The 19,978-nt window shown below is 44.8% G+C and carries 15 protein-coding genes; 7 read left to right on the forward strand and 8 right to left on the reverse strand.

Annotated features, from left to right (window positions below; all coding sequences use genetic code 11):
- Positions 1-16 precede the first annotated feature (16 nt).
- The gene (locus tag MHH93_RS03630; protein WP_500052833.1) at positions 17-2,341 is read left to right on the forward strand and encodes an MMPL family transporter; all 2,325 of its coding nucleotides are present in this window, start codon (positions 17-19) and stop codon (positions 2,339-2,341) included.
- A 113-nt stretch (positions 2,342-2,454) separates the two neighbouring features.
- Here the strand turns inward: MHH93_RS03630 and MHH93_RS03635 are convergent, their stop codons facing one another.
- The 4 genes from MHH93_RS03635 to MHH93_RS03650 form a co-directional block, all read right to left on the reverse strand.
- Positions 2,455-3,210, reverse strand: a complete 756-nt coding sequence (locus MHH93_RS03635; protein ID WP_500052834.1) for a gamma-glutamyl-gamma-aminobutyrate hydrolase family protein — start codon at positions 3,208-3,210, stop codon at positions 2,455-2,457.
- A gap of 250 nt (positions 3,211-3,460) precedes the next feature.
- Positions 3,461-5,446, reverse strand: coding sequence for a methyl-accepting chemotaxis protein (locus MHH93_RS03640; RefSeq protein ID WP_500052835.1), 1,986 nt, complete (start codon positions 5,444-5,446; stop codon positions 3,461-3,463).
- Between the two features lie 243 nt (positions 5,447-5,689).
- Complete coding sequence (locus MHH93_RS03645; RefSeq protein ID WP_500052836.1) at positions 5,690-7,219, reverse strand: response regulator transcription factor; 1,530 nt, start codon at positions 7,217-7,219, stop codon at positions 5,690-5,692.
- Positions 7,220-7,281: 62 nt separating this feature from the next.
- Positions 7,282-9,045 (reverse strand): sensor histidine kinase, encoded by a 1,764-nt coding sequence (locus MHH93_RS03650; protein WP_500052837.1) that lies wholly within the window; start codon positions 9,043-9,045, stop codon positions 7,282-7,284.
- Between the two features lie 206 nt (positions 9,046-9,251).
- On the opposite strand from MHH93_RS03650, the gene MHH93_RS03655 reads away from it, so the two are divergent.
- The 3 genes from MHH93_RS03655 (at position 9,252) to MHH93_RS03665 (ending at position 12,338) form a co-directional block, all read left to right on the forward strand.
- Entirely contained in the window at positions 9,252-10,565 is a 1,314-nt protein-coding gene (locus MHH93_RS03655) for an ABC transporter substrate-binding protein (RefSeq protein WP_500052838.1), read from the forward strand.
- A 68-nt stretch (positions 10,566-10,633) separates the two neighbouring features.
- Positions 10,634-11,506, forward strand: coding sequence for a carbohydrate ABC transporter permease (locus tag MHH93_RS03660; RefSeq protein WP_339242596.1), 873 nt, complete (start codon positions 10,634-10,636; stop codon positions 11,504-11,506).
- A gap of 1 nt (position 11,507) precedes the next feature.
- Positions 11,508-12,338 carry a carbohydrate ABC transporter permease gene (locus tag MHH93_RS03665; RefSeq protein WP_413408958.1) on the forward strand — a complete coding sequence of 277 codons (831 nt, stop codon included), beginning with the start codon at positions 11,508-11,510 and terminating at the stop codon, positions 12,336-12,338.
- 117 nt (positions 12,339-12,455) lie between these two features.
- Here MHH93_RS03665 and MHH93_RS03670 read toward each other — a convergent pair whose 3' ends face one another.
- Positions 12,456-13,160 carry an SDR family oxidoreductase gene (locus MHH93_RS03670; protein ID WP_500052839.1) on the reverse strand — a complete coding sequence of 235 codons (705 nt, stop codon included), beginning with the start codon at positions 13,158-13,160 and terminating at the stop codon, positions 12,456-12,458.
- 258 nt (positions 13,161-13,418) lie between these two features.
- The gene (helD, locus tag MHH93_RS03675; RefSeq protein ID WP_500052840.1) at positions 13,419-15,836 is read right to left on the reverse strand and encodes an RNA polymerase recycling motor HelD; all 2,418 of its coding nucleotides are present in this window, start codon (positions 15,834-15,836) and stop codon (positions 13,419-13,421) included.
- Between the two features lie 368 nt (positions 15,837-16,204).
- Between helD and MHH93_RS03680 the strand changes: the two genes are divergently transcribed.
- From MHH93_RS03680 to MHH93_RS03690, 3 genes are all read left to right on the forward strand, one after another.
- On the forward strand, positions 16,205-16,525 hold the full coding sequence (locus MHH93_RS03680) for a winged helix-turn-helix transcriptional regulator (RefSeq protein ID WP_500052841.1): 321 nt from the start codon (positions 16,205-16,207) through the stop codon (positions 16,523-16,525).
- 146 nt (positions 16,526-16,671) lie between these two features.
- Positions 16,672-17,553, forward strand: a complete 882-nt coding sequence (locus MHH93_RS03685) for an SDR family oxidoreductase (RefSeq protein WP_500052842.1) — start codon at positions 16,672-16,674, stop codon at positions 17,551-17,553.
- 261 nt (positions 17,554-17,814) lie between these two features.
- A complete protein-coding gene (locus tag MHH93_RS03690; RefSeq protein WP_500052843.1) occupies positions 17,815-18,795 on the forward strand; it encodes an aldo/keto reductase in 981 nt (326 codons plus the stop codon).
- A 75-nt stretch (positions 18,796-18,870) separates the two neighbouring features.
- Here the strand turns inward: MHH93_RS03690 and MHH93_RS03695 are convergent, their stop codons facing one another.
- Both MHH93_RS03695 and MHH93_RS03700 read right to left on the reverse strand, forming a co-directional pair.
- Entirely contained in the window at positions 18,871-19,242 is a 372-nt protein-coding gene (locus MHH93_RS03695; protein WP_500052844.1) for an iron chaperone, read from the reverse strand.
- 120 nt (positions 19,243-19,362) lie between these two features.
- Positions 19,363-19,836, reverse strand: coding sequence for an HIT family protein (locus MHH93_RS03700; RefSeq protein ID WP_500052845.1), 474 nt, complete (start codon positions 19,834-19,836; stop codon positions 19,363-19,365).
- Positions 19,837-19,978: the final 142 nt, after the last annotated feature.

Consider the following 19,978-nt stretch of genomic DNA (forward strand, 5'->3'; position numbering starts at 1 on the left):
AGTGTAAAATAGATAAATGTCTACATTATTATACAGAGTGGGGAAAACCGCTTTTAGCAAACCTGCCTACTTTATCATTGGCTGGGTATTAGTTCTGGGAATTGTCATCTCCATGATCAGTATCAATGGTATTCACATCAGTTCTGAAATGAAGATTGAAGGCACCGAGTCGCAGAAGGTTCTGGATCAATTGGCCAAAGAACTGCCTGCCGCCTCCGGCGGTCAAGGAAGTGTTGTGTTCAAGGCACCGGACAACGAGCGTTTGGATACGCCTGAACGTTTGGCTGCCATGATGAAAGGTGTTAATGAAGTTTACGCATTAGACAAAGTCCTTAACCCTGCGGATTATGCAGCTGAAGCGAGTAATTCAGGGGCTTCAGCAGAGATGGCTCAGAATGCTCAGTCTGCGGGTGCAGCTCAATCCGCAACAGCCACACCTCCTCCCTATGGACCTTTGATGGTGGATGGTATTCCTGTACCTGGTATGTTGATCTCTTCAGACGGCAGTATTGCACTATTCCAGTTCCAATTTACAATCGAGCAGTCTGCCATCACGCAGGATGTATTTGATTCTGTGATTCAATCCGTTATGACGGTAGAGCAAGGAACCAACATTACAGTCTTGCCAGGTGAAACGCTTAAAGCCGTATCGATTGGGGTCGGCTCCGCAGAGATTGTTGGACTGGTCATTGCTGTAGTCGTATTGCTGATCACACTTGGCTCCGTCGTTGCAGCAGGTCTGCCTTTGATCACTGCACTATTGGGTGTTGCGATCGGGGTAGGTGGAGCATTCTCAATCTCCAAATTCATTGAAATGCCTAGTGTCACTTCCGTTCTGGCTCTTATGGTTGGATTGGCTGTCGGAATCGACTATGCGCTCTTCATTGTCAATCGCCAGCGTCGAATGATTATTGATCAAGGCTTGAGCGCAAAAGAAGCAACGGCAAGAGCCATTGGCACATCGGGTAGCGCAGTATTTTTTGCCGGATTAACCGTCATTATTGCATTGTGCGGTATGCTCGTCATTGGTCTGACATTCTTATCTACGATGGCTTTGGTCGCAGCTGCCACCGTGCTCATCAACGTATTCGTTGCTTTAACCCTGTTGCCGGCTTTACTGGGATTGGTAGGCGAACGCATCTGTTCCGCCAAAGCTCGTGAGAAAAGCACGAAACATCCTAAAGCCGCTAGCCACGGAGTAGCGGATAGATGGGTGAAATTCGTTATCAAGAATCGTTGGGCTACCATTATCGCCATCATCGTTATTCTAGGTTTTGCGGCGATACCTATCTCGAAAATGGAAATGGGTATCCCTGGTGCTTCCTCAGCGAATCTTGATACAGATGCAAGACAGAGCTATGATGCTATATCAGAAGGCTTCGGAGAAGGATTCAACGGACCACTTATTCTGGTCGCAGAGCCTAATCAATCTTCTGCAAAAGTTACGCCGGAACTCTTGGGTGGTCTGGTGATGGAACTGCAAGGTCAAAACAACGTTGCACAGGTTACACCGCTTGGGATGACAGAAGATTTGGCGATCTTTAGTCTCATTCCAAAAACGGGTCCTAACGATGCGCTCACTAAAACACTGGTCAGTGATCTGCGCTCGGCTGATTCGAGTATCGCACAGACCTATGATGTGAAGCTTGGGGTTACGGGTCTTACGGCAGTTAACATTGATATGTCTGCCAAACTCGCGCAGGTATTCCCTATTTATGTAGGCATTATCATCCTGTTGTCGCTGATCATCCTGTTACTCGTATTCCGTTCGATCATCGTTCCCATCAAAGCAACGATTGGCTTCCTGCTTAGTATCCTGGCTACATTCGGGATTACAACAGCTGTATTCCAATGGGGCTGGTTGCATTCACTCTTTGGTTTCGATACCGGCGGACCGTTGCTAAGCTTTATGCCAATCATCGTCACAGGTATTTTGTATGGCCTCGCGATGGACTATCAAGTCTTCCTGGTTAGCTCCATGCGGGAATCATATGTTCACGGTCATCGCGGCACCGAATCCGTCGTTCATGGGTACAATCAGGTCAGTCGCGTGGTCGTTGCCGCAGCAGTGATTATGGTCTCTGTATTTGCAGGATTTATCTTCACCGATGATGTCATGATTAAGCAGATTGGTTTTACCTTGGCGGTGGGCATCCTAATCGATGCTTTCATCATCCGTATGGGCTTGGTCCCTGCCATCATGGCGATCTTCGGAGACAAAGCTTGGGCACTTCCAAAATGGCTGGATCGCATCCTGCCAAACCTGGATGTTGAAGGCGAGAAGCTAATCGCTTCCCTTCACGCTGAAGAGCATGCCAACACCAAGCCTGGATTAAAATAATCATTCCACAACAATGGTACTAGTCATAGCACGACTACTCATTGTGACTACATCACCAATACAAAGACCTCCTTTGTTTTTATTAACAGGAGGTCTTTTTTCTTCCCCGCATTTTATGCGGTAATGTCTTCAATATGCATATTACATCTCGGGGTTATAGAGGCATTAACGAACGCCGCAAATAACTTTTGACTATAGTCATCTACTTTGTAGCTGTACTCTGGATGCCACTGCACAGCCAAAACAAATGAACGGTTCGGCATGACCACGGATTCGACGAGTCCATCTTCAGCGACTGCCACGGCCGTTAATTTATCCGATAACATCTTGATCCCCTGATGGTGATAGCTGTTTACTTTTATCGTATCTGTTTGCAAAATATCGAATAGGATATTATTTTTCTCAATATGTACATCATGTACGAGATTCGTATACGGCGGACTTTGCTTATGATTAACGATTTTGTTCCCATGAAGTTGAAGGCTGGTCGGAATATCTTGATACAACGTACCACCCAAAATAACGTTAAATAGCTGTAATCCACGGCATATGCCAAACGCAGGTTTATCTAGCTCCATTACCTTTTGTAATAATATCGACTCCATCATATCGCGTTCAATACATAACTCCCCGCACGTATCCTCTGTCTGTTCATGATATAATTTAGGATTGAGATCATGTCCCCCGGTGAACAGGAACCCATCGAACGCATTAGCCAACGTTGCAATGATCTCGGCATCCGTTGTCAAAGGCAGCATAATTGGAATCCCGCCGGCTTCCTCAATTGCGTTCATATAATCTGGAAGCATCCAGTAACTTTTTCTGTCAGTATCAACTAAAGGCAGTACACCGATCATAGGCTTTTTCATGGCTTTACCTCCCAGCTTTTCATTCATTTTATCAGATCTCTTCCTATACAAATTCACTGAATTATTGCATTATCCTACCTCTATTATCTGCAAACCCGTTTCATCCGAAATGCTAGAAAGGATATGTTGAGGATGAGTGCTCAAGTGATCACATGCTTACTCCTCTTTCTTAGCTAAGCGCAAAAAGACGCTCCCTTTGGGGAACGCCTTTTGCTTAACACGTTTCGTTTCACGCTTACTTACCTCTACTCTAGAGCTTAAACCGGCGAACCAGTGCTTGCATATTCTCTGCTGTTTTGGATAGCTGTGCAGAAGATGCGGATATTTCCTCCATTGCTGCCATTTGCTCTTGGGCTGCTGCTGAAGTTGTCTGAGCGCTATCAGCCGACACTTTAGAGATGTGACTCATCGAGGCAACGGTAGCCGAGACCTCTTCCGTACTGGCTGACAACTGTTCGGAGACAGCGGATATATCCTGAATTTGATCCACGATATGAGTTGTATATTGTTCAATGTTCGATATGGTTGCAGAAGCTTCTAGGCTAATTCGCATTCCCTCACCAACTTGATTGCGAACTTTATCATTCATAAGGGACGTCGATTTCGCAATCAGATCGAGCATTTTGCCAATAGTAGCGCCAATGTCGTCCGCACTTTGTTTGGATTGCATGGATAACGTGCGCACTTCACCAGCAACGACAGCAAAACCTTTACCGTGTTCTCCCGCTCTTGATGCTTCAATAGAGGCATTCAGTGATAGAAGGTTGGTTTGCCGTGAGATATCCGCAATCGCTTCATTCATTCGATTCGCTTCTGCGGATAGACTGGACAGCTCATTAATCAATGCCGAGGTTTCTTCAACAGCTCCGAGAATATGTTCCATTTGTTCACCGACCTGGTTAATGGTTTTCCCGCCATTAGCAACAGCGCGCTCCGTCTCTTCAGCCGAATCAACGATGGCACTCGCAGATTCTGCAATTGTACTGATGCCTCTCGCCATCTCTTCTACGGCATTCGCGGTTTGTTCCGAATTTTCCGCCCCAACCATAGCTGATTCCGCAGTCTGGTGCATGGTTTCCGCCACATGTTGAACCGATTGGGTAGTTTGTTCTGTACTCTCCTGAATCATCTGGGAAGAGTGACTTAACAACGATGACGTCTGATGAAGTTCGGCAACCACCGATTGAAGTGAGATAGTCATCTGGTCAAAATCATTGGCCAATATACCAAATTCGTTTTCGGTTTTGAGATTAACCCGTTCGGACAGATTCCCTTCGCTTACGCTGCGAGTGGCCTTTCGCAGTTTTTGCATGGGTACAATAAACGATCTCAGAATGAAGAAAATAATAACTCCGGCAATTAATACAGATACAGCAATGACGGTTAGACTCGATACCATGATGGGTTTCGCTGCGGCGATGAAGTCTTCATGGCCCATCAAAGCAATGACATTCCACCCCGTCAAAGCATTAACACCGTTATATACCTCCAAGTCATACGCCAGATCCGTTCTAACAAATTGGGAAAATGCCATCGGTTCATTGGAACTTGAAGCCGTATTCGGATGAACTGGAATCCCCTCGATAAGCGCTCCGCCGAGCTCTCCTCCCCCACCTTTTACAATGGCACCGGACCAAGCTGCGATTGTTCGATTGGAGTCAACTACAATCAGGCTCCCATTGCCTCCTACATCCACAACTGATATTTCTTTTGCTAATTGCTCCAGATCAAGTTTAATATTTGCTACACCTTGTTGATTTGAAAGAGCCTTTGAAATTTCTACATAAATCTTCCCGGATACCGGATCTTTCATAATACTCGAAAAATAGAGTGATCCATTCTTACTTTCACCATTGGTATACCATTCTGTGCTGCGTGGATCATATGTTGCATCCTCTATTGCTGGAGATGATATGAAATCACCTTGGTCGTTACCCACAGTTATAGCAAGAATATCAGGATATGTATCAGCTAATTGGTCAATTCCTACTTGTACCACTTCGTTATTTGCCTGACTGGGAAGGGAACCATACATACTGTCTATATAACTCAACATTTCTGCTTTTTCCCCTACCAGATTGTTAATATGCTGTCCTGTCATTGTCAAAATTGTATTGATGGGATCTGTCATTTTTTGTTGCACTTGGTCTTTGGCACTATGATACGAGAAATAACCAATAAGTGCAGTTGGGATAATAAGTACCGCAAGGAAAGCTGCAATCAGTCGAGTACTCATTAATTGTAAACTGGCTCCCCCTTTCTTATAAAATGATCTTTTTTTCTTCTCTTTTTCCAAAGTGAATCTTCCTCTCTGTATTCATTTTTAGTAGAATCAACCGGCAAGTAAACGCAAAAAAACCCATATATGTACACACCCAAAGAAACGTTGAGCGTATATATACATAGGTATTGCCTGAATGAATTCAGTAACAAGCCGTATTTGTTTCGTATTATAGCATAAATAAAAAGGGTTTGTTAGCTAGGATTGGTTCTTTATACCAAGCATCTGTTGTTTATATTCCGTAGGACTTAGCCCCGTATACTCTTTGAACACCTTCGAGAAATAGTGTTGATCGCTAAACGACAGCAAATCGGATACTTCCTTAAACTTCATGTCCGGTTGGCTTTCCAACAGTCTGCAGGCTTCCTGAATGCGAAGCTGGGTGTAATACTGAACAAACGTAATTTGTGTTTCATTTTTGATCACTCTGCTGACATAGGACGGGCTGACGTGAAACTTTATGGCGATGTCGTTGATAGACAATGGAGAGTACTTATTAAGTTTTACATAATCGTCAATCTGCTCGAACAGGATCGCCTTGCTTTTTCGAACGTGGGATTGCAGCATATCGAAACATTGTCCCGTCCATTCCGTCAGTTCCCGGCAAAAATCCGTATAGGACTGTGCCTGAGCGAATTGTCTTGACCGAAGCTCCAGCCCCAATCTCATGCCCGACCCCTGTTCCTCGTACAGATGCGCGAAGGTGTCTACGACCAATCCGATAAACCGCTCCACCTCGGTCATATGTACATTTTCCTCTGCCCATCGATTCAACAATTCAGATAGCTTAAGAGCAAACCGTTCTTTTTGCCGGGCCTGTATCATCTGTACAAAAGCAGATTCCAACACCGAATCCAGACAGCCTGTCTCGGATCTGGCCATCGACACCGGATTCCCGGTATCTAACACTATTCCTTGTTTCAACCGTTGCTGCTCAGACACAATGGACGACATGCGGTGATAAAGCTCAGGCAGATTACCAGACTCAGCGAATAGAAGTTGTCCTCCAATGATCGCATCGATGTCATGCGCAACCAAATGTCGTCGCAACGATTCGAGACATTCATGTACAGAAGAGTACAAGTCCAGTGCACTTTTGTTGACGAAAACGACATATTGATACGGGGTTTGACTTGTGTACACACGACATGCGTAGGATGTAAAAAAATCCTGCATGATAGCCTCAAGCTCCGCCCGCCCCCATCGTTTATGCCCAGAGGTGAAGGGTTGTTTGCTCATGATCATCATCATCTGGCTGAATAAGGGCGGAAAATACTCCCCCTGTTTCGGCGTATTCTCACAATGGGGATGAATGATTTCTTGCAGATCCAGCAGGTCCTTGGATATCTGTTGATTGAGTTGCTCAATGACCCGACCCATAACTTCTTCAAGCGCCTCTTGCTCGACAGGTTTTAACAAATAGTCAAACACTTGCAGGTTCAATGCTTTTCTTGTGTATTCAAAATCGCTGTACCCACTAATTAGAATGACCTTCAGATCCGGGTTGGCAAGCTTGGCTTGCTCAATCAGGGACAGACCATCCATTTTGGGCATTCGAATATCGGTCAACAGCAGATCAATGGATTCTTGCTTTATCCCCGCCAAAGCTTCTTCCCCATTTGTTGCGGTAGCCGCTACACGAATCGGGAAGCTCAGCGTTTCCAAGAGCATTTTGATATTACGTAATATTGGTTTGCTATCCTCTACGATCATAACGTTATACATCATCTGTACCTCCTGAGTTAGGTCGTGGCTCAAAATCTGCTTCCTTCGGAGTTTTCAGACACGCCTTAGTAAAAATCCTTCGTGAGTGAGCCGATGATTTGAATCGTTGCTCCACGATCCTCTTTCGCATGATTGTTAAATATATTAATAAAGAGCCGGTTGTTATACATTAACTTGAGTCTATTGACACTGTTGATAATCCCCATATTACCAAAGGCTGTGGCACGATCGGCCGTCTGGTTCATTCCGGAACCCGATTCCTGAATATTGGCTAATATCCTCTGGATCTTATCCGGTGGAAAGCCCTCTCCGTTATCTTTAATCTCCAGAGCCCATAATCCGTTATATTGCTTCACAGTAATCCGGATACGCCAAGGCGGCGCGGTGTTGGCAAAGGCATGTTCAATGCAATTTTCCACAAACGGCTGAATGACCAACCGCGGCAACCGGATTTCGCTGGCCAGCTCGTCAGCACAGATGTCCCATTCCAGATCCTCTTCGTACTTTTGTTGTACAAGAGAAAGATAATGTCTCGTATGTTGAAGCTCCTCAGCCAAAGTCACATGCGCGTATGGTGAAGATACAATATAACGCAAACTGTCGGAGAGATGCTTGCACATATCCGATACAACTTTGGTCTTCCCTTCTTGCGCGGCAATACTGATCAGATATAGAACATTATGAATAAAATGAGGTGCGATCTGGGCTTGCAATGCTGAATTACGCGCCTTTACTTCTTCATGAAGTGCCGATTTTTCCCGGTCAATGGATTGTTGAAGCCGCTCCATCAGATCCTGAAAGGCTTCATTCAGCAATAAGAGATCATTGTTCTTCGGCGTTTCATCCACTTTCAGATTCATATTGCTGTAGTTCATGCGCCAAATCTGGCTGCGGAGCTTACGGATTGGCAGCAGCAGGTTACGCGTTGACAGGAAGATATACACAAATGAAACCAGCATCAGTGCTGTAATCAGCAGAATGGACATCGTCTGAACCGAATGGATCGAGCCCAGGACAGATTTTTTGGGTGTAATGATATACGTAATCCAACCTGTACTGGGTGATGTGGAATGCGTGATATAATTGTCGTCTTTGTCGACATCCAGTCCCTCGTCAGATGCAGGCTTTGTCCAATTGGCAAATGTCACACCCGCTTCCGATCCTGTCATCTGCTCCCCTTGTTCATTCAGAATATAGACATCTCCTGCTGTGATACCTTCCGTAAGGTTCTGTATATAGGCCTGTTCCATCTGAATGCTAAGATAACCGTATACCTTGCCATTCTGATCATTGATCGTGCGAACAAAGGAGATGGTATCGTCTTGGCGCAGCAGAACAAAACCACTTTCCGTCCAATTTCGTCCGATCTGACTGCTTTCCATCATGGTGTTCAGGATTGCGGGCGGATTGCCCGAACCCAGATATGACGTCAGGAGAACGCCGTGATTGTCATAGATGGACATGTCCTTGATATTCATGCTCGGCCCGATCGCCTGAAACATGATGTCTTTGATGATCCGAATCTGTTTCAGCCTTTCATAATTACTATGCGCTGAAGAGCTTTTGTCCATGGCCGCAAAAATATTTTTGCTGGATAATATCCGCTGCGACATCTGGTTCTGTTGTTCCACGTAGAGATCAACTTGCTCTCTAACCTTTGTAGCGGTTACGAGCGTATCCTGCTCTGTTTTCAGTTTGAGCGGGCGGACAACGATTACATTTACATAGACGATAAAACAGCCCAGCACAAACAAAAGCAGAGCCAAAAACGTCAAAAACACCTTCGTCTGCAAACTGAATTGAGTTGCTTTATGTAGGAGCTTCGCCATTATTAGAGATGCCCTCCTGTTCTGACATGATGTGAGATCACTTAGATTGATGTCTACTCTATCACGGTACTCCATGAAATGATAGCGATTTCAAGTTCAGGATTTTACACATCAACGTTCAAGCACAGACATGTACCGGGGCGAGAAAAGAATCTATAATCGGACTTGTAAACGGATTCACTAAACGTTTCAGAGGGGGATTTGCATTGAAAACAATAAAAAGAAAAAAGGCGATTTCTATTATTCTGGCCAGTATCTTATCCATCTCATTAACCGCTTGCGGATCAGGAGGTACGGATTCCGGCACAGCTGCTGGCGGGGACAGCAAGGGTGGCAAAGTCACATTGGAGCTGGCAATCTCCAAAAGTTCTCAGGACTCTGCCTTCATCCAGCAGGACATTCTCGATGCATTCGAAAAACAGACGAACATTCGCGTCAATCTGCAACTGATTCCGGCAGAACAAACGACGACTGTACTGCAGACCAAACTGGCTGTAGATGAAACACCTGATATTATTCAGTACAATCTGGCGAGTGCAGTCACGGACCTCAACCTTGAACGCAACTTTGAGATTCTTGATAGCGAACCTTGGGCGAACAGAATCGTCAACAAAGACGTCCTCTCTTCTGGCGGTCACCTTTACAGTTTCCATGTCAGCCAAGATACCGGGATGCAAGGTGTCGTTTATAACAAACAAATCTTTGAAGAACTCGGGTTGTCCATTCCAACCAACTACGAAGAATTCCTGGCGAACTGTGAAAAAATCAAAGCAAGTGGCATTACACCTGTATTCATGCCTTACAAAGATGCCTGGGCTGCCAACATCTGGCCTGCTGCAGCTTTTGCCGATTTTGTAGCCAAAAATGATCCGACGTTTTTTGATGAGTTGAACAGTAACAAGAAAAAATGGTCCGATATTCCCGAATTCAAAACATTCCTGGAACAACAGTATGAAGTGTACACCAAAGGGTACACCAACACCGATGTACTTAGCGACAGCTATGACATGGCAGTAGGTAAATTCCTGAACAAGGAAGTAGCCATGATGTTTATGGGCGATTGGTTAATTGAAGGCGTGGCCGAGCAAGATCCAAATATGGAACTGGGTGTATTCCCGATTCCATCGTCGGATAATGCCAGTCTGGGTGCGAGTCCACTCGGCGGACAACTGTTCATTCCGAAGAAATCCAAACATTTGGATGAAGCCAAACAGTTCCTGGACTATATCGCTTCCAAAGATGTCGCCCAACAGATCGTGGATTCCAAAGGATACGTATCCAATTTCAGTGACGTTACTACACCGGAACTACCGGCATACAAACAGGACATTGTAGACAATTACATTACGCCGAAGAAAACCGTGCTAACAACGGATGCATACATGCTGGTTGATCGCAGTGAATTGTACCGATTGTTGCAGGATCAATTCGCTGGTGGATTGTCACCAGAGGAAGTACTGAAATCCTGGGATGAGAAGTTCAGTCAGCTGATGCAGGATAAAGGCGTAGAAGGTTTCTAAAGAGTGAAATATAAGGCAGCATCACATGATCGGACGTTATACTGCCTGGCTATAACGGAGTGTGAGACATGAAAAGGACTAAAAATCTGTACTCGTATTACATGATATTTCCCGCACTATTGATCTACTCCATCTTTTTCGTTGTGCCTGCTCTCGCCGCTTTTTATTACTCATTCACGGATTGGCGGTTGGACCGGCTGGAGTTGAAGTTCATCGGGTGGGATAATTTCGAGAAAATTTTCTCAGACAAAACGTTGATTCTGGCGCTGAAAAACACAGCGATATTTGCGATTGTCACCGTTGTTGGCAAGAATGTCATCGGCCTATTGCTGGCCGTAGGACTTAACATGCGATTAAGAACAAAGAACCTGCTGCGTGCGATCTTCTACTCTCCTTCCATACTCAGCATACTTGTGATCAGCATCCTGTTCACTCCCATGTTGCGTACCGAAGGTACAATTAACAATTTGTTGGAATCGGTAGGATTGCATTCGTTAAGCCAAGCTTGGCTGACCAACCCATCGATTGTGATCTGGACGATTGCCATCGTCTCGATCTGGCAGAGCGCCGGGTTCCAGATGGCCATCTATCTGGCAGGTCTGCAGTCCATTTCTCAAGAGTATTACGAAGCGGCCAAGATTGATGGGGCAAGTTCGTGGAGAAGCTTTTTCAAAATCACACTGCCACTCTTGCTGCCCGCCATTAACATTAACCTGATGCTGACGTTGATCGGTGGACTCAAAGTATTCTCCGAAGTGTACGTCATGACCGGTGGTGGCCCGGGTAACGCTTCACAGGTCGTCGGTACGATCATTCTACGGTCTTTCGGCGAAGGCAACTGGGGACTTGGAACAGCGGTCAACACCCTTCTGTTCGTGGTCGTTACCATTATCGCTATACCGCTATTGATCTTCATGCGGCGTAAGGAGGTTACGGAATAATATGGGCTATACACGCAAACTCGCCATCCGCAACTATATCGTGGAAGGCTTCCTGATTCTGGCCTCTCTTATCGTTCTGTTGCCGCTTGTCATTCTGATCTTTGGCTCATTCAAAACCAGCGCCGAAGTGCTCAGCTTCTCTCTGAGTTTCCCGAAAACATGGCAATTCTCGAACTATGTTCGTGTCTTCCAGGAAGGCGGTCTGTCACGGGCATTCTTCAACAGTATTTTGATTACCGGCGTATCTTCCATCATTAATATCGTTGCTTCTTCGGCAGCGGCATTCATTCTGGCACGTCGGGAAACCAAACTATCCGGCACCATTTACATGTATTTCTTCATGGGATTGATTGCGCCAATGTCGATTATTACGACCATACGGGTTGTACAGGGATTGGGGTTCTACGGCAGCATCACGAGCGTTATCCTGATCTATGCCGCGTTAAATACGGCCTTCAGTGTATTCTTGTACAGTGGATTCATCAAAACCATTCCACGAGCGCTGGACGAAGTCGCATTTCTGGAAGGAGCAAGTGTGTTCGGCGTGTTCTTCCGCATCGTCACACCGCTCATCCTGCCCGTTAACGCAACGGTAGCCATCATGGTGTTCATGTCCGTATGGAATGATATCACCATTCCGGTGTACTTCCTGACAGACAGTTCCACCTGGACGATGCCACTGTCGATCTACAATTTCTACGGCAAATATAGCCGGGACTGGAACCTGATCTTCGCCAATCTCGTGCTAACTTCCCTGCCTGTATTCATCCTGTATCTATTCGGGCAAAAATATATTGTCAGCGGCCTTACTGCCGGTGCAGTTAAAGGTTAAACCTTATATTCTTACCGTTCTTGAGGGAATGGAATTGGAGTATTCATGACGTACTCAACCCCCACCTATCTGGTGGGGGTTGCTTTATTTATAACGAGAAAATGTATCTACGCCTCTCTATTTTTGAAACAATTGCGGGTAAAGGGCAGCAACACCACCGGCAAGACCCTGTTGTACATTCCGACTGGTATCATCGGCAATAATCTCGTACAGATCCGCTTCGATGGAATCTATTGCAATCTTGGCAATATCCGTTGGGCTCGTTTTTGGTGCGTCAATACCTGCCGTCATATCCGTATCCATGAATGCAACGTGTAATCCGGCAACGCGAACATTTTTAGGGGCTAATTCCATACGTAGTGCGTTCGTTATTCCCCACTGAGCAGATTTTGCAGCAGAATATGCACCTGAGTTACCCAGGCTGAGCCAGGATAGCGCGGACAGAATATTCAGTATCGAACCTCCTCCATTCTTTTCAATTACCGGTGCAAACGCACGAATCATGGATAGCGTACCGAACACATGTGTATTGAATTCCAAGTGAATATCGTTCAGTTCACCCGTGAGCAGCGAAGCACCCGTAGAAGAACCAGCATTATTAACTAGTAGGGTTACATCACTCGCTACCTCAGCTGCAGCCAAGACAGATTGAGGATCAGTAATATCGAGTTGCAGTGGAATAGCCCCAGGAAGATCAATGGATTCAGGGTTTCGCGCGCCAGCATATACTTTGGCCCCCCTCGCTAGCAACTCGAGAGCAAGTTTCTTACCCAGACCTCGATTAGCCCCGCTTACAATAGCAACTTGTTTGGAAATGTCCATTTATTAATACTCCCTCTCATTTGAGAATTCATTTATGTTTGAGAATGTTATGAGAACGATCATTCTCATAACCCCTAATAACAATTTATCACATCAGGAACGATCAGTAAAGAATAACTTTCATCACTCCTGTATTCATTACAAAGAAAGCTGCCCATACCTTTTTTTGATAAAAGGCTACGAGCAGCTTTCTAAATTTCTTCATAAACAATGAATTACTTCTTGATTACGGTAATGACCTACATCAGGCCTCCGCAGTCACTGTGATTTTATGTCATACAGATTCGCAGGTAACGCCTGCACAAATGGTGACCAGTCACTCACTGTATATAGATGAAGTCGATGCATGGCCCGTGTGCAGGCCGTATACAGAAGCTTGCGGTCATATTCCTGGCTGTATGCTTCCAGTGAAGCATCATAGATCAGGACAGCATCGAACTCGACGCCTTTGGCGAGGTACACAGGAATGATCATGATTCCTTTTTCAAAAATCTGCGTATCCTTCGTTATAAGTTGTGAGCCTTCGCCTCCCTGATTTTGTAACCTTTCATGGGCTGCCCGGCTTTCAGCCGCGGTCTTCGTAATTACAGCGATGGAGTCAAACCCCTCCGCCTTAAGTGCGGAGATGTCTGCGAGAATCTGCGCACCACGCTGCTTTTCGTCCTTCAGTCTTGTTAAAAGAGGCTTCTGATCTCCCCTTTCAAAAGGTCTAATCTCTTCTCCCCCTGGTAACATGTGTCTCGTGAATTCAACAATCTCTTTGGTTGAACGATAACTGCGTACCAGGCGGATCAATGTGGTTTCGGCTTCTCCATAAAGGTGGACCAACGGCGAGTTGGATGCTGCTAGCTCCGTAGCCTGCATAAAGATCGCTTGCCCGAAATCCCCCAGCACCGTCATGCGGGCACGAGGAAACAGTTTCTTGAGATATTCGTATTGAAACGCCGAATAATCCTGGCCTTCATCGACAAAGACATAACGAATCTCCGTATTCGTCCGGACGCCTTCAATCAGTTCTTTTACATATAAATAAGGAGTAGCGTCCTCATGGAACAGCTTATTCTGCGAAATCATTTCCTTCGTCTGTTTGCAGATCTCAGGCCAGTGCTGTGGGGGGATTGCCCCATTCGTTTGTTCTCGATAAGCGGCTTCATCTACAAATAGTTGTTCGTATATCCCTTTCACATCCACGAACTGGAAATTCCGCACACTCTTTCTTAACGGTTTAAACATATCTTTCACCAATTTCTGACGAAGCAGTTCCTCTTCCCGCACTCCAAAGTTAGAGGCACCCTCATCTTGCACTTCCTTGTTATTTCCATTCTCACGGGCTGCATATTTTTCCGCCACATCAAACACAGGCTTTTCTTTGTGCAACATGCGGAAAACTTCCACATACTCATCCGTGTCCAGATAATTCAACTCCTCCTGAACCCAGTCTGCTTCCCGCTCCAGACGTTCCAGCGTAACGAGTTCTCTCAACAACCATTCCTGCAAAAGAAGAATACGGTTGGACAAGGTAAGATTTTGATCCAAACTGTAAAATTGAGCCTTAATTCGGTCCGCAGTAATGAATTCACGTCCCCGAAATTGAATGCCGTTGAAACGCATGCCCTCCCGGCCCAGCCACTTACCGTAGTTTTGGAGCACTTGCAGGAATATCTCGGAAGCTTTGTACTTGATCGCCTCCAGACGAGCTTCATATCCTGGATCTTCCTGGGCTGTCAGCACATATTCAATCTGATCAAAGGCATCCTCCGGTCGCAAGGAGGAATCCAGCCAATAATTGAGATATTCCTGAAAAGTGGTCTGCTGCATATTCTCTTCACCAAGTTCCGGAAGTACGGTGGAAGTATAACTGGTAAACATCGGATTCGGCGAGAAAAGTACAATCTGATCTGCTTTGACGGTCTGGCGGTGTTTGTATAGTAAGTAGGCCACTCGCTGTAACGTAGCGGACGTCTTGCCACTGCCAGCTACTCCCTGAACGATAAGCATCCGGCTTCGATCATCACGAATAATGGCGTTTTGTTCCTTCTGGATCGTTGCTACAATGCTCTTCATCTGTGAGTCTGCACCCTTGGCGAGCACTTGCTGCAACAATTCGTCACCAATCGTCTCAGTTGAATCAAACATACTATGAAGCTGCCCATGTTGAATCTGGAATTGACGCTTGAGCTCCATCTTTCCGTCGATTCGTCCTGAAGGTGTGTCATAACTTGCTGGTCCGGGAGAGTGATCATAGTACAGACTCGCAATTGGCGTTCTCCAGTCATAGATTAGAAAGTTCAAACCATCCTCATCCATGAAAGATGATACGCCGATGTAGATCTGTTCAGTAAATGTCATGCCTTTTTCCTTATAGTCGAAGCGACCAAAATACGGCGCGGGGAGCAGTCTCTTTGTATTTTTCCATTGTTGTGATAACAGCTTGTGCCCGCGCTCCCGCTCGGCCAACACTCTGGACTGCTGATTAATGGTATAGAATGCATCTTCAAAGTCCGTGTACGAACCCGTGTTAATCGTCACTTCTTCCCAAAAGCGTTTACGAATTTCGGCCGCCTGTTCATGCAATCCTGCAACCTTCGGTTCTAACTCCTCGAGTCTTGCCTGAAGTTTGTTCCTCACCTGCACTAATCTTTCCTCTTCCAACTTCCATTCAACGGCTTTATCCATGAATAAGTCCACTCCCTTTTTCCATTTATTGGGTCTAAAAAAGAGCATTGACAAATTGGAATGTCGGATGTAAAATTAAATTAGGAGAAATAATGTTACATCTTTTATATCCAATAAATATGTCAATCGCGCTATAGATTATATCATGGCGCTTTTTCTAGTTCAATCTTTTTTCTGTCCATATAGATTAACAACAATTTCACTTTGAATAAGATGTCCCTTGAGCTACACATGGGGCATCTTTTTTTTATGTACTGGGCATGGTTCATAACCTGAATGCACTGTAAGCTATACACCCCTTTATTAATTCGATAAAATGAACGAAACATGGAACATGAGATCATACTTTGTAGGAGGGATACATAAATATGAATATAGAACAACCTGTGGAGGACCGCTGCCCGGTTGAGTTTGCAGTCAATATGATTGGTGGGAAATGGAAGTTATTAATTATAAATCGACTTATCCACCATTCAACAATTCGATTCAACGAATTGCAGAAAATGCTGGACCCCATTACACATCGTACGTTAACCAGGCAATTACGCGAACTTGAAGAAGCCGGTTTGATAAACCGTGTTACTCACCCTGTAGTTCCACCTAAAGTCGAATATTCCCTGACAGAAAAAGGACAAAGTCTGACTTCGATCTTGTTTCAGTTAGGTGATTGGGGAGCGAAACATATGTAATACGCCTTCCCACAGTATCTCAAGGGATACTTTATATCATTAATGTGCGTACTTACCCTCCTATTCTAAATCCGTTATGCTGAGGTCAATGCTGAGTGCTAACTCATCCATTCCAATCACATATTGAGAGGAAGTTATTGACCACTATGACACAGAACGATCGATTTTTAGTATATGGAGCATCGGGCTCCCAGGGCGGCGCTGTTGCTCAATTACTCGTGCAAAATGGTTGTGAGGTGCGTACGATTACTCGAAATGAGGCAACAGCCCAAGCACTAAAGGAACAACATGTTGAAGCCTTCATCGGGGATCTATCCAATGTTGAACAGCTCCATGCGGCACATGAAGGTGTAAGTAAAGTATTCCTGAATCTGCCAGTGGAGTTCAATCCGGATAAGATCAGACAATATACCGTAAATGCAATTGATGCTGCTATACAGGCAAACGTCGAATTAATTGTGGTTAACACGGGGACCTACGTTCCTGATCCAGTCACCCATTCCAAAGGAATTGAATTGAAACGTGAAGTTATCCATGAATTACAGCAAAGCGGACTTCCATATATCATTGTGGAACCCATTGTATACCTGGAAAACTTCCTGATTCCCGGAATACTGAACAATGGCGTTTTGGCCTACCCGGTACCAGCGGACAAGCCGATCTCCTGGATTAGCTTAAACGATGCAGCTCAATTCCACTATTATGCCTTGACTCATTCGGAATTGGCAGGAAGCATTATTCCGGCACCTGGATTAGAAGCCCTGACAGGTGAACAATTAGCCGAACAATTTAGTGCTGCACTCGGCGAAAACATCAGCTTTATGTCTCTACCTTTTGATCATTTTGAAGCAGCGATTCAGCCTTTGTTGGGAAGTGAGACAGCAGCAGGTCTTAAAGGATTGTACCAATGGATTGATGGGCATACGGATCTTCTTCCACGGTATGAAGAGCTGGATGATAACATCAAAGCAAATGTTAAATTAACCAAAATAAGTGAATGGATTCATCAAACAATGATTAAACAATAATTTTCATTCGGATTCCCCTCTCTCCTGCTATTTATGAACAAGCCATCTGAATCTCCAACGGAGAAACGCATGGCTTGTTCTTATTTTTATATGAGAACCTCAATGGACTCAACTGACTCAAATTCAGAGATTGTGATAGTTTTAGGCAAAAGTTTGATAGGAATGTGGTACACGCCGGTTCATTCGTTATGACATAATAGTGTGTAAATAGGTCGCCATAAAGGTGGCAATAATAAACATGAGAAAGGATTTGAACATGACATGGAATATACGAAACTTGGTAACACCGGCTTGGACGTATCTCGCTTTTGCCTGGGATGTATGGGGTTTGGGGATGCCAGTAAATGGGTCCATCAATGGGTACTGAATGAAGAGGACTCCCGCCCCGTGATCAAAAAAGCGTTGGATCTGGGCATCAATTTCTTTGATACAGCCAATGTATACTCTCTGGGTACGAGCGAGGAGTATCTTGGTCGGGCGTTAAAGGATTACGCCAATCGGGATGAGATAGTTATTGCAACCAAAGTACATGGACAAATGCATAAAGGACCCAACGGTTCTGGCCTTTCCAGAAAAGCCATCCTTAGTGAGCTTGATAAGAGCCTGAAACGATTGGAGACGGATTATGTAGATCTGTATATCATTCATCGTTGGGATTACAATACGCCTATTGAAGAAACTATGGAAGCCTTACATGATGTGGTGAAGTCCGGAAAAGTAAGATATATTGGTGCTTCAGCCATGTTCGCCTGGCAGTTCCAGAAGGCATTACATGTAGCAGAGAAGCATGGTTGGACCAAGTTTGTCTCCATGCAGAACCACTTGAACCTCATCTACCGTGAAGAGGAACGCGAAATGCTTCCTTTATGCAAGGAAGAAAAGATTGCTGTGACTCCTTACAGTCCTCTTGCTTCAGGCAGATTAACTCGTGATTGGTCTGTGACCACGCTTCGGTCCGAGACAGACGCAGTGCAGAAATCCAAGTACAATGGAACCAGCGATGCAGATCGACTTGTTGTTGAACGTGTTGCATCCATTGCAGAAAAATACGGTGTCCCTCGCACACACATCGCACTAGCGTGGTTGCTACAAAAAGACACTGTAGCCGCTCCAATTATCGGTGCTACCAAATTGTCGCATCTGGAAGATGCGGTAGGTGCTCTCTCGGTTAAGTTGACCTCAGAAGATGTAACATTCCTTGAAGAGCCTTATGTACCCCACCCTGTTGTAGGCGCTCAATAATCGTTTTTGCTTAAAATATAGAAGACCTCCTCTTTCCGTATCCGGAAGTTGGGGGTCTCCTTTATATATCGTGATTTATTTGCGCCAAAACGTCGAACATTCTGCCTTATCCGCTATATTGAACTCAATCATTCTCTCAAGTAACGAATAATCAATCTCCTGTTTCCACTTCATTCGCACCAATTCTTTGGTATGATCATAACCCGCCTGAGTGATTTCTTCCGAAAAACGATTAATTCCTGCCTTCTCGGGAGCAACAGCCAAATGTTGCTTGGATACGCTAAAACCGATAATAAAAGTATCATGGTCGGTAAACATCGGCTGGTTCCATGCTATTTTTTGTTTTAAATTCGGGAATTTCTCAGTGATCCAGTTCAGGACTTCTTCCGTTCGTGCCTGATGTTCCGGGTTATCGATGCGTGCTATAAATTCTGCAAAGGTCTCCATTAGTTCCCCCCTGTATCATGAAATATACTATTTAATTTGCCCCATTCAAACTCATTCTATCATGAATAACTAATTCAGATGCCGGATAACTCAACAAAAAAATGAGTAGCCTGCTAGACTTTAAATGTTTTCCTTGATCCAAGAACGCAGCTGATCAGCATAGCGTGCTCGTTCATCTGGATCGGACGGAGAACCTTTGGTCAGGTAAAGTTGATCATTCACATATCGAGGGTAAACATGCAAATGATAATGCCACACGTCTTGATTACCAGCAGGCTCATTATGTTGTCGTGTAGAGATTCCATCACATCCATATGTACTTTTCATTGCCAATGCTGTAAGCTGGGCCGCGCGATGAATCTCAACAGCGTAGTTCGCAGGGAGTTCAAAGATGTTCTCGAAATGTTGATTAGGAATAATAAGAACATGTCCTTTATTGTTTGGCCACCATTTGCCTGCTATAAATGCCGTTACCTTTTCATTCTGATAAATGATATCCCTTTGTTTTGTTCCCTGATCAGGTCGCTTGATACCCCAAATATAACAAAATGGGCATTCATACCCTTCAGGCTGATGTGAAAATAATGCTGTCATCTTTCTTCTTCCACTCCTTATAGCCTATAGCGTTGGTAAATTGTGCAGATAGATCTAGTCCCTTTTGTTGTGTTAACCTCTCTAATGTTATGTACAAAAAACATTATGGGGGTTTACTAAATTGAAAGTTTTAATTTCATTG

Source organism: Priestia sp. FSL H7-0729 (genome assembly GCF_038005685.1).
Taxonomy (GTDB): Bacteria; Bacillota; Bacilli; order Paenibacillales; family Paenibacillaceae; genus Paenibacillus.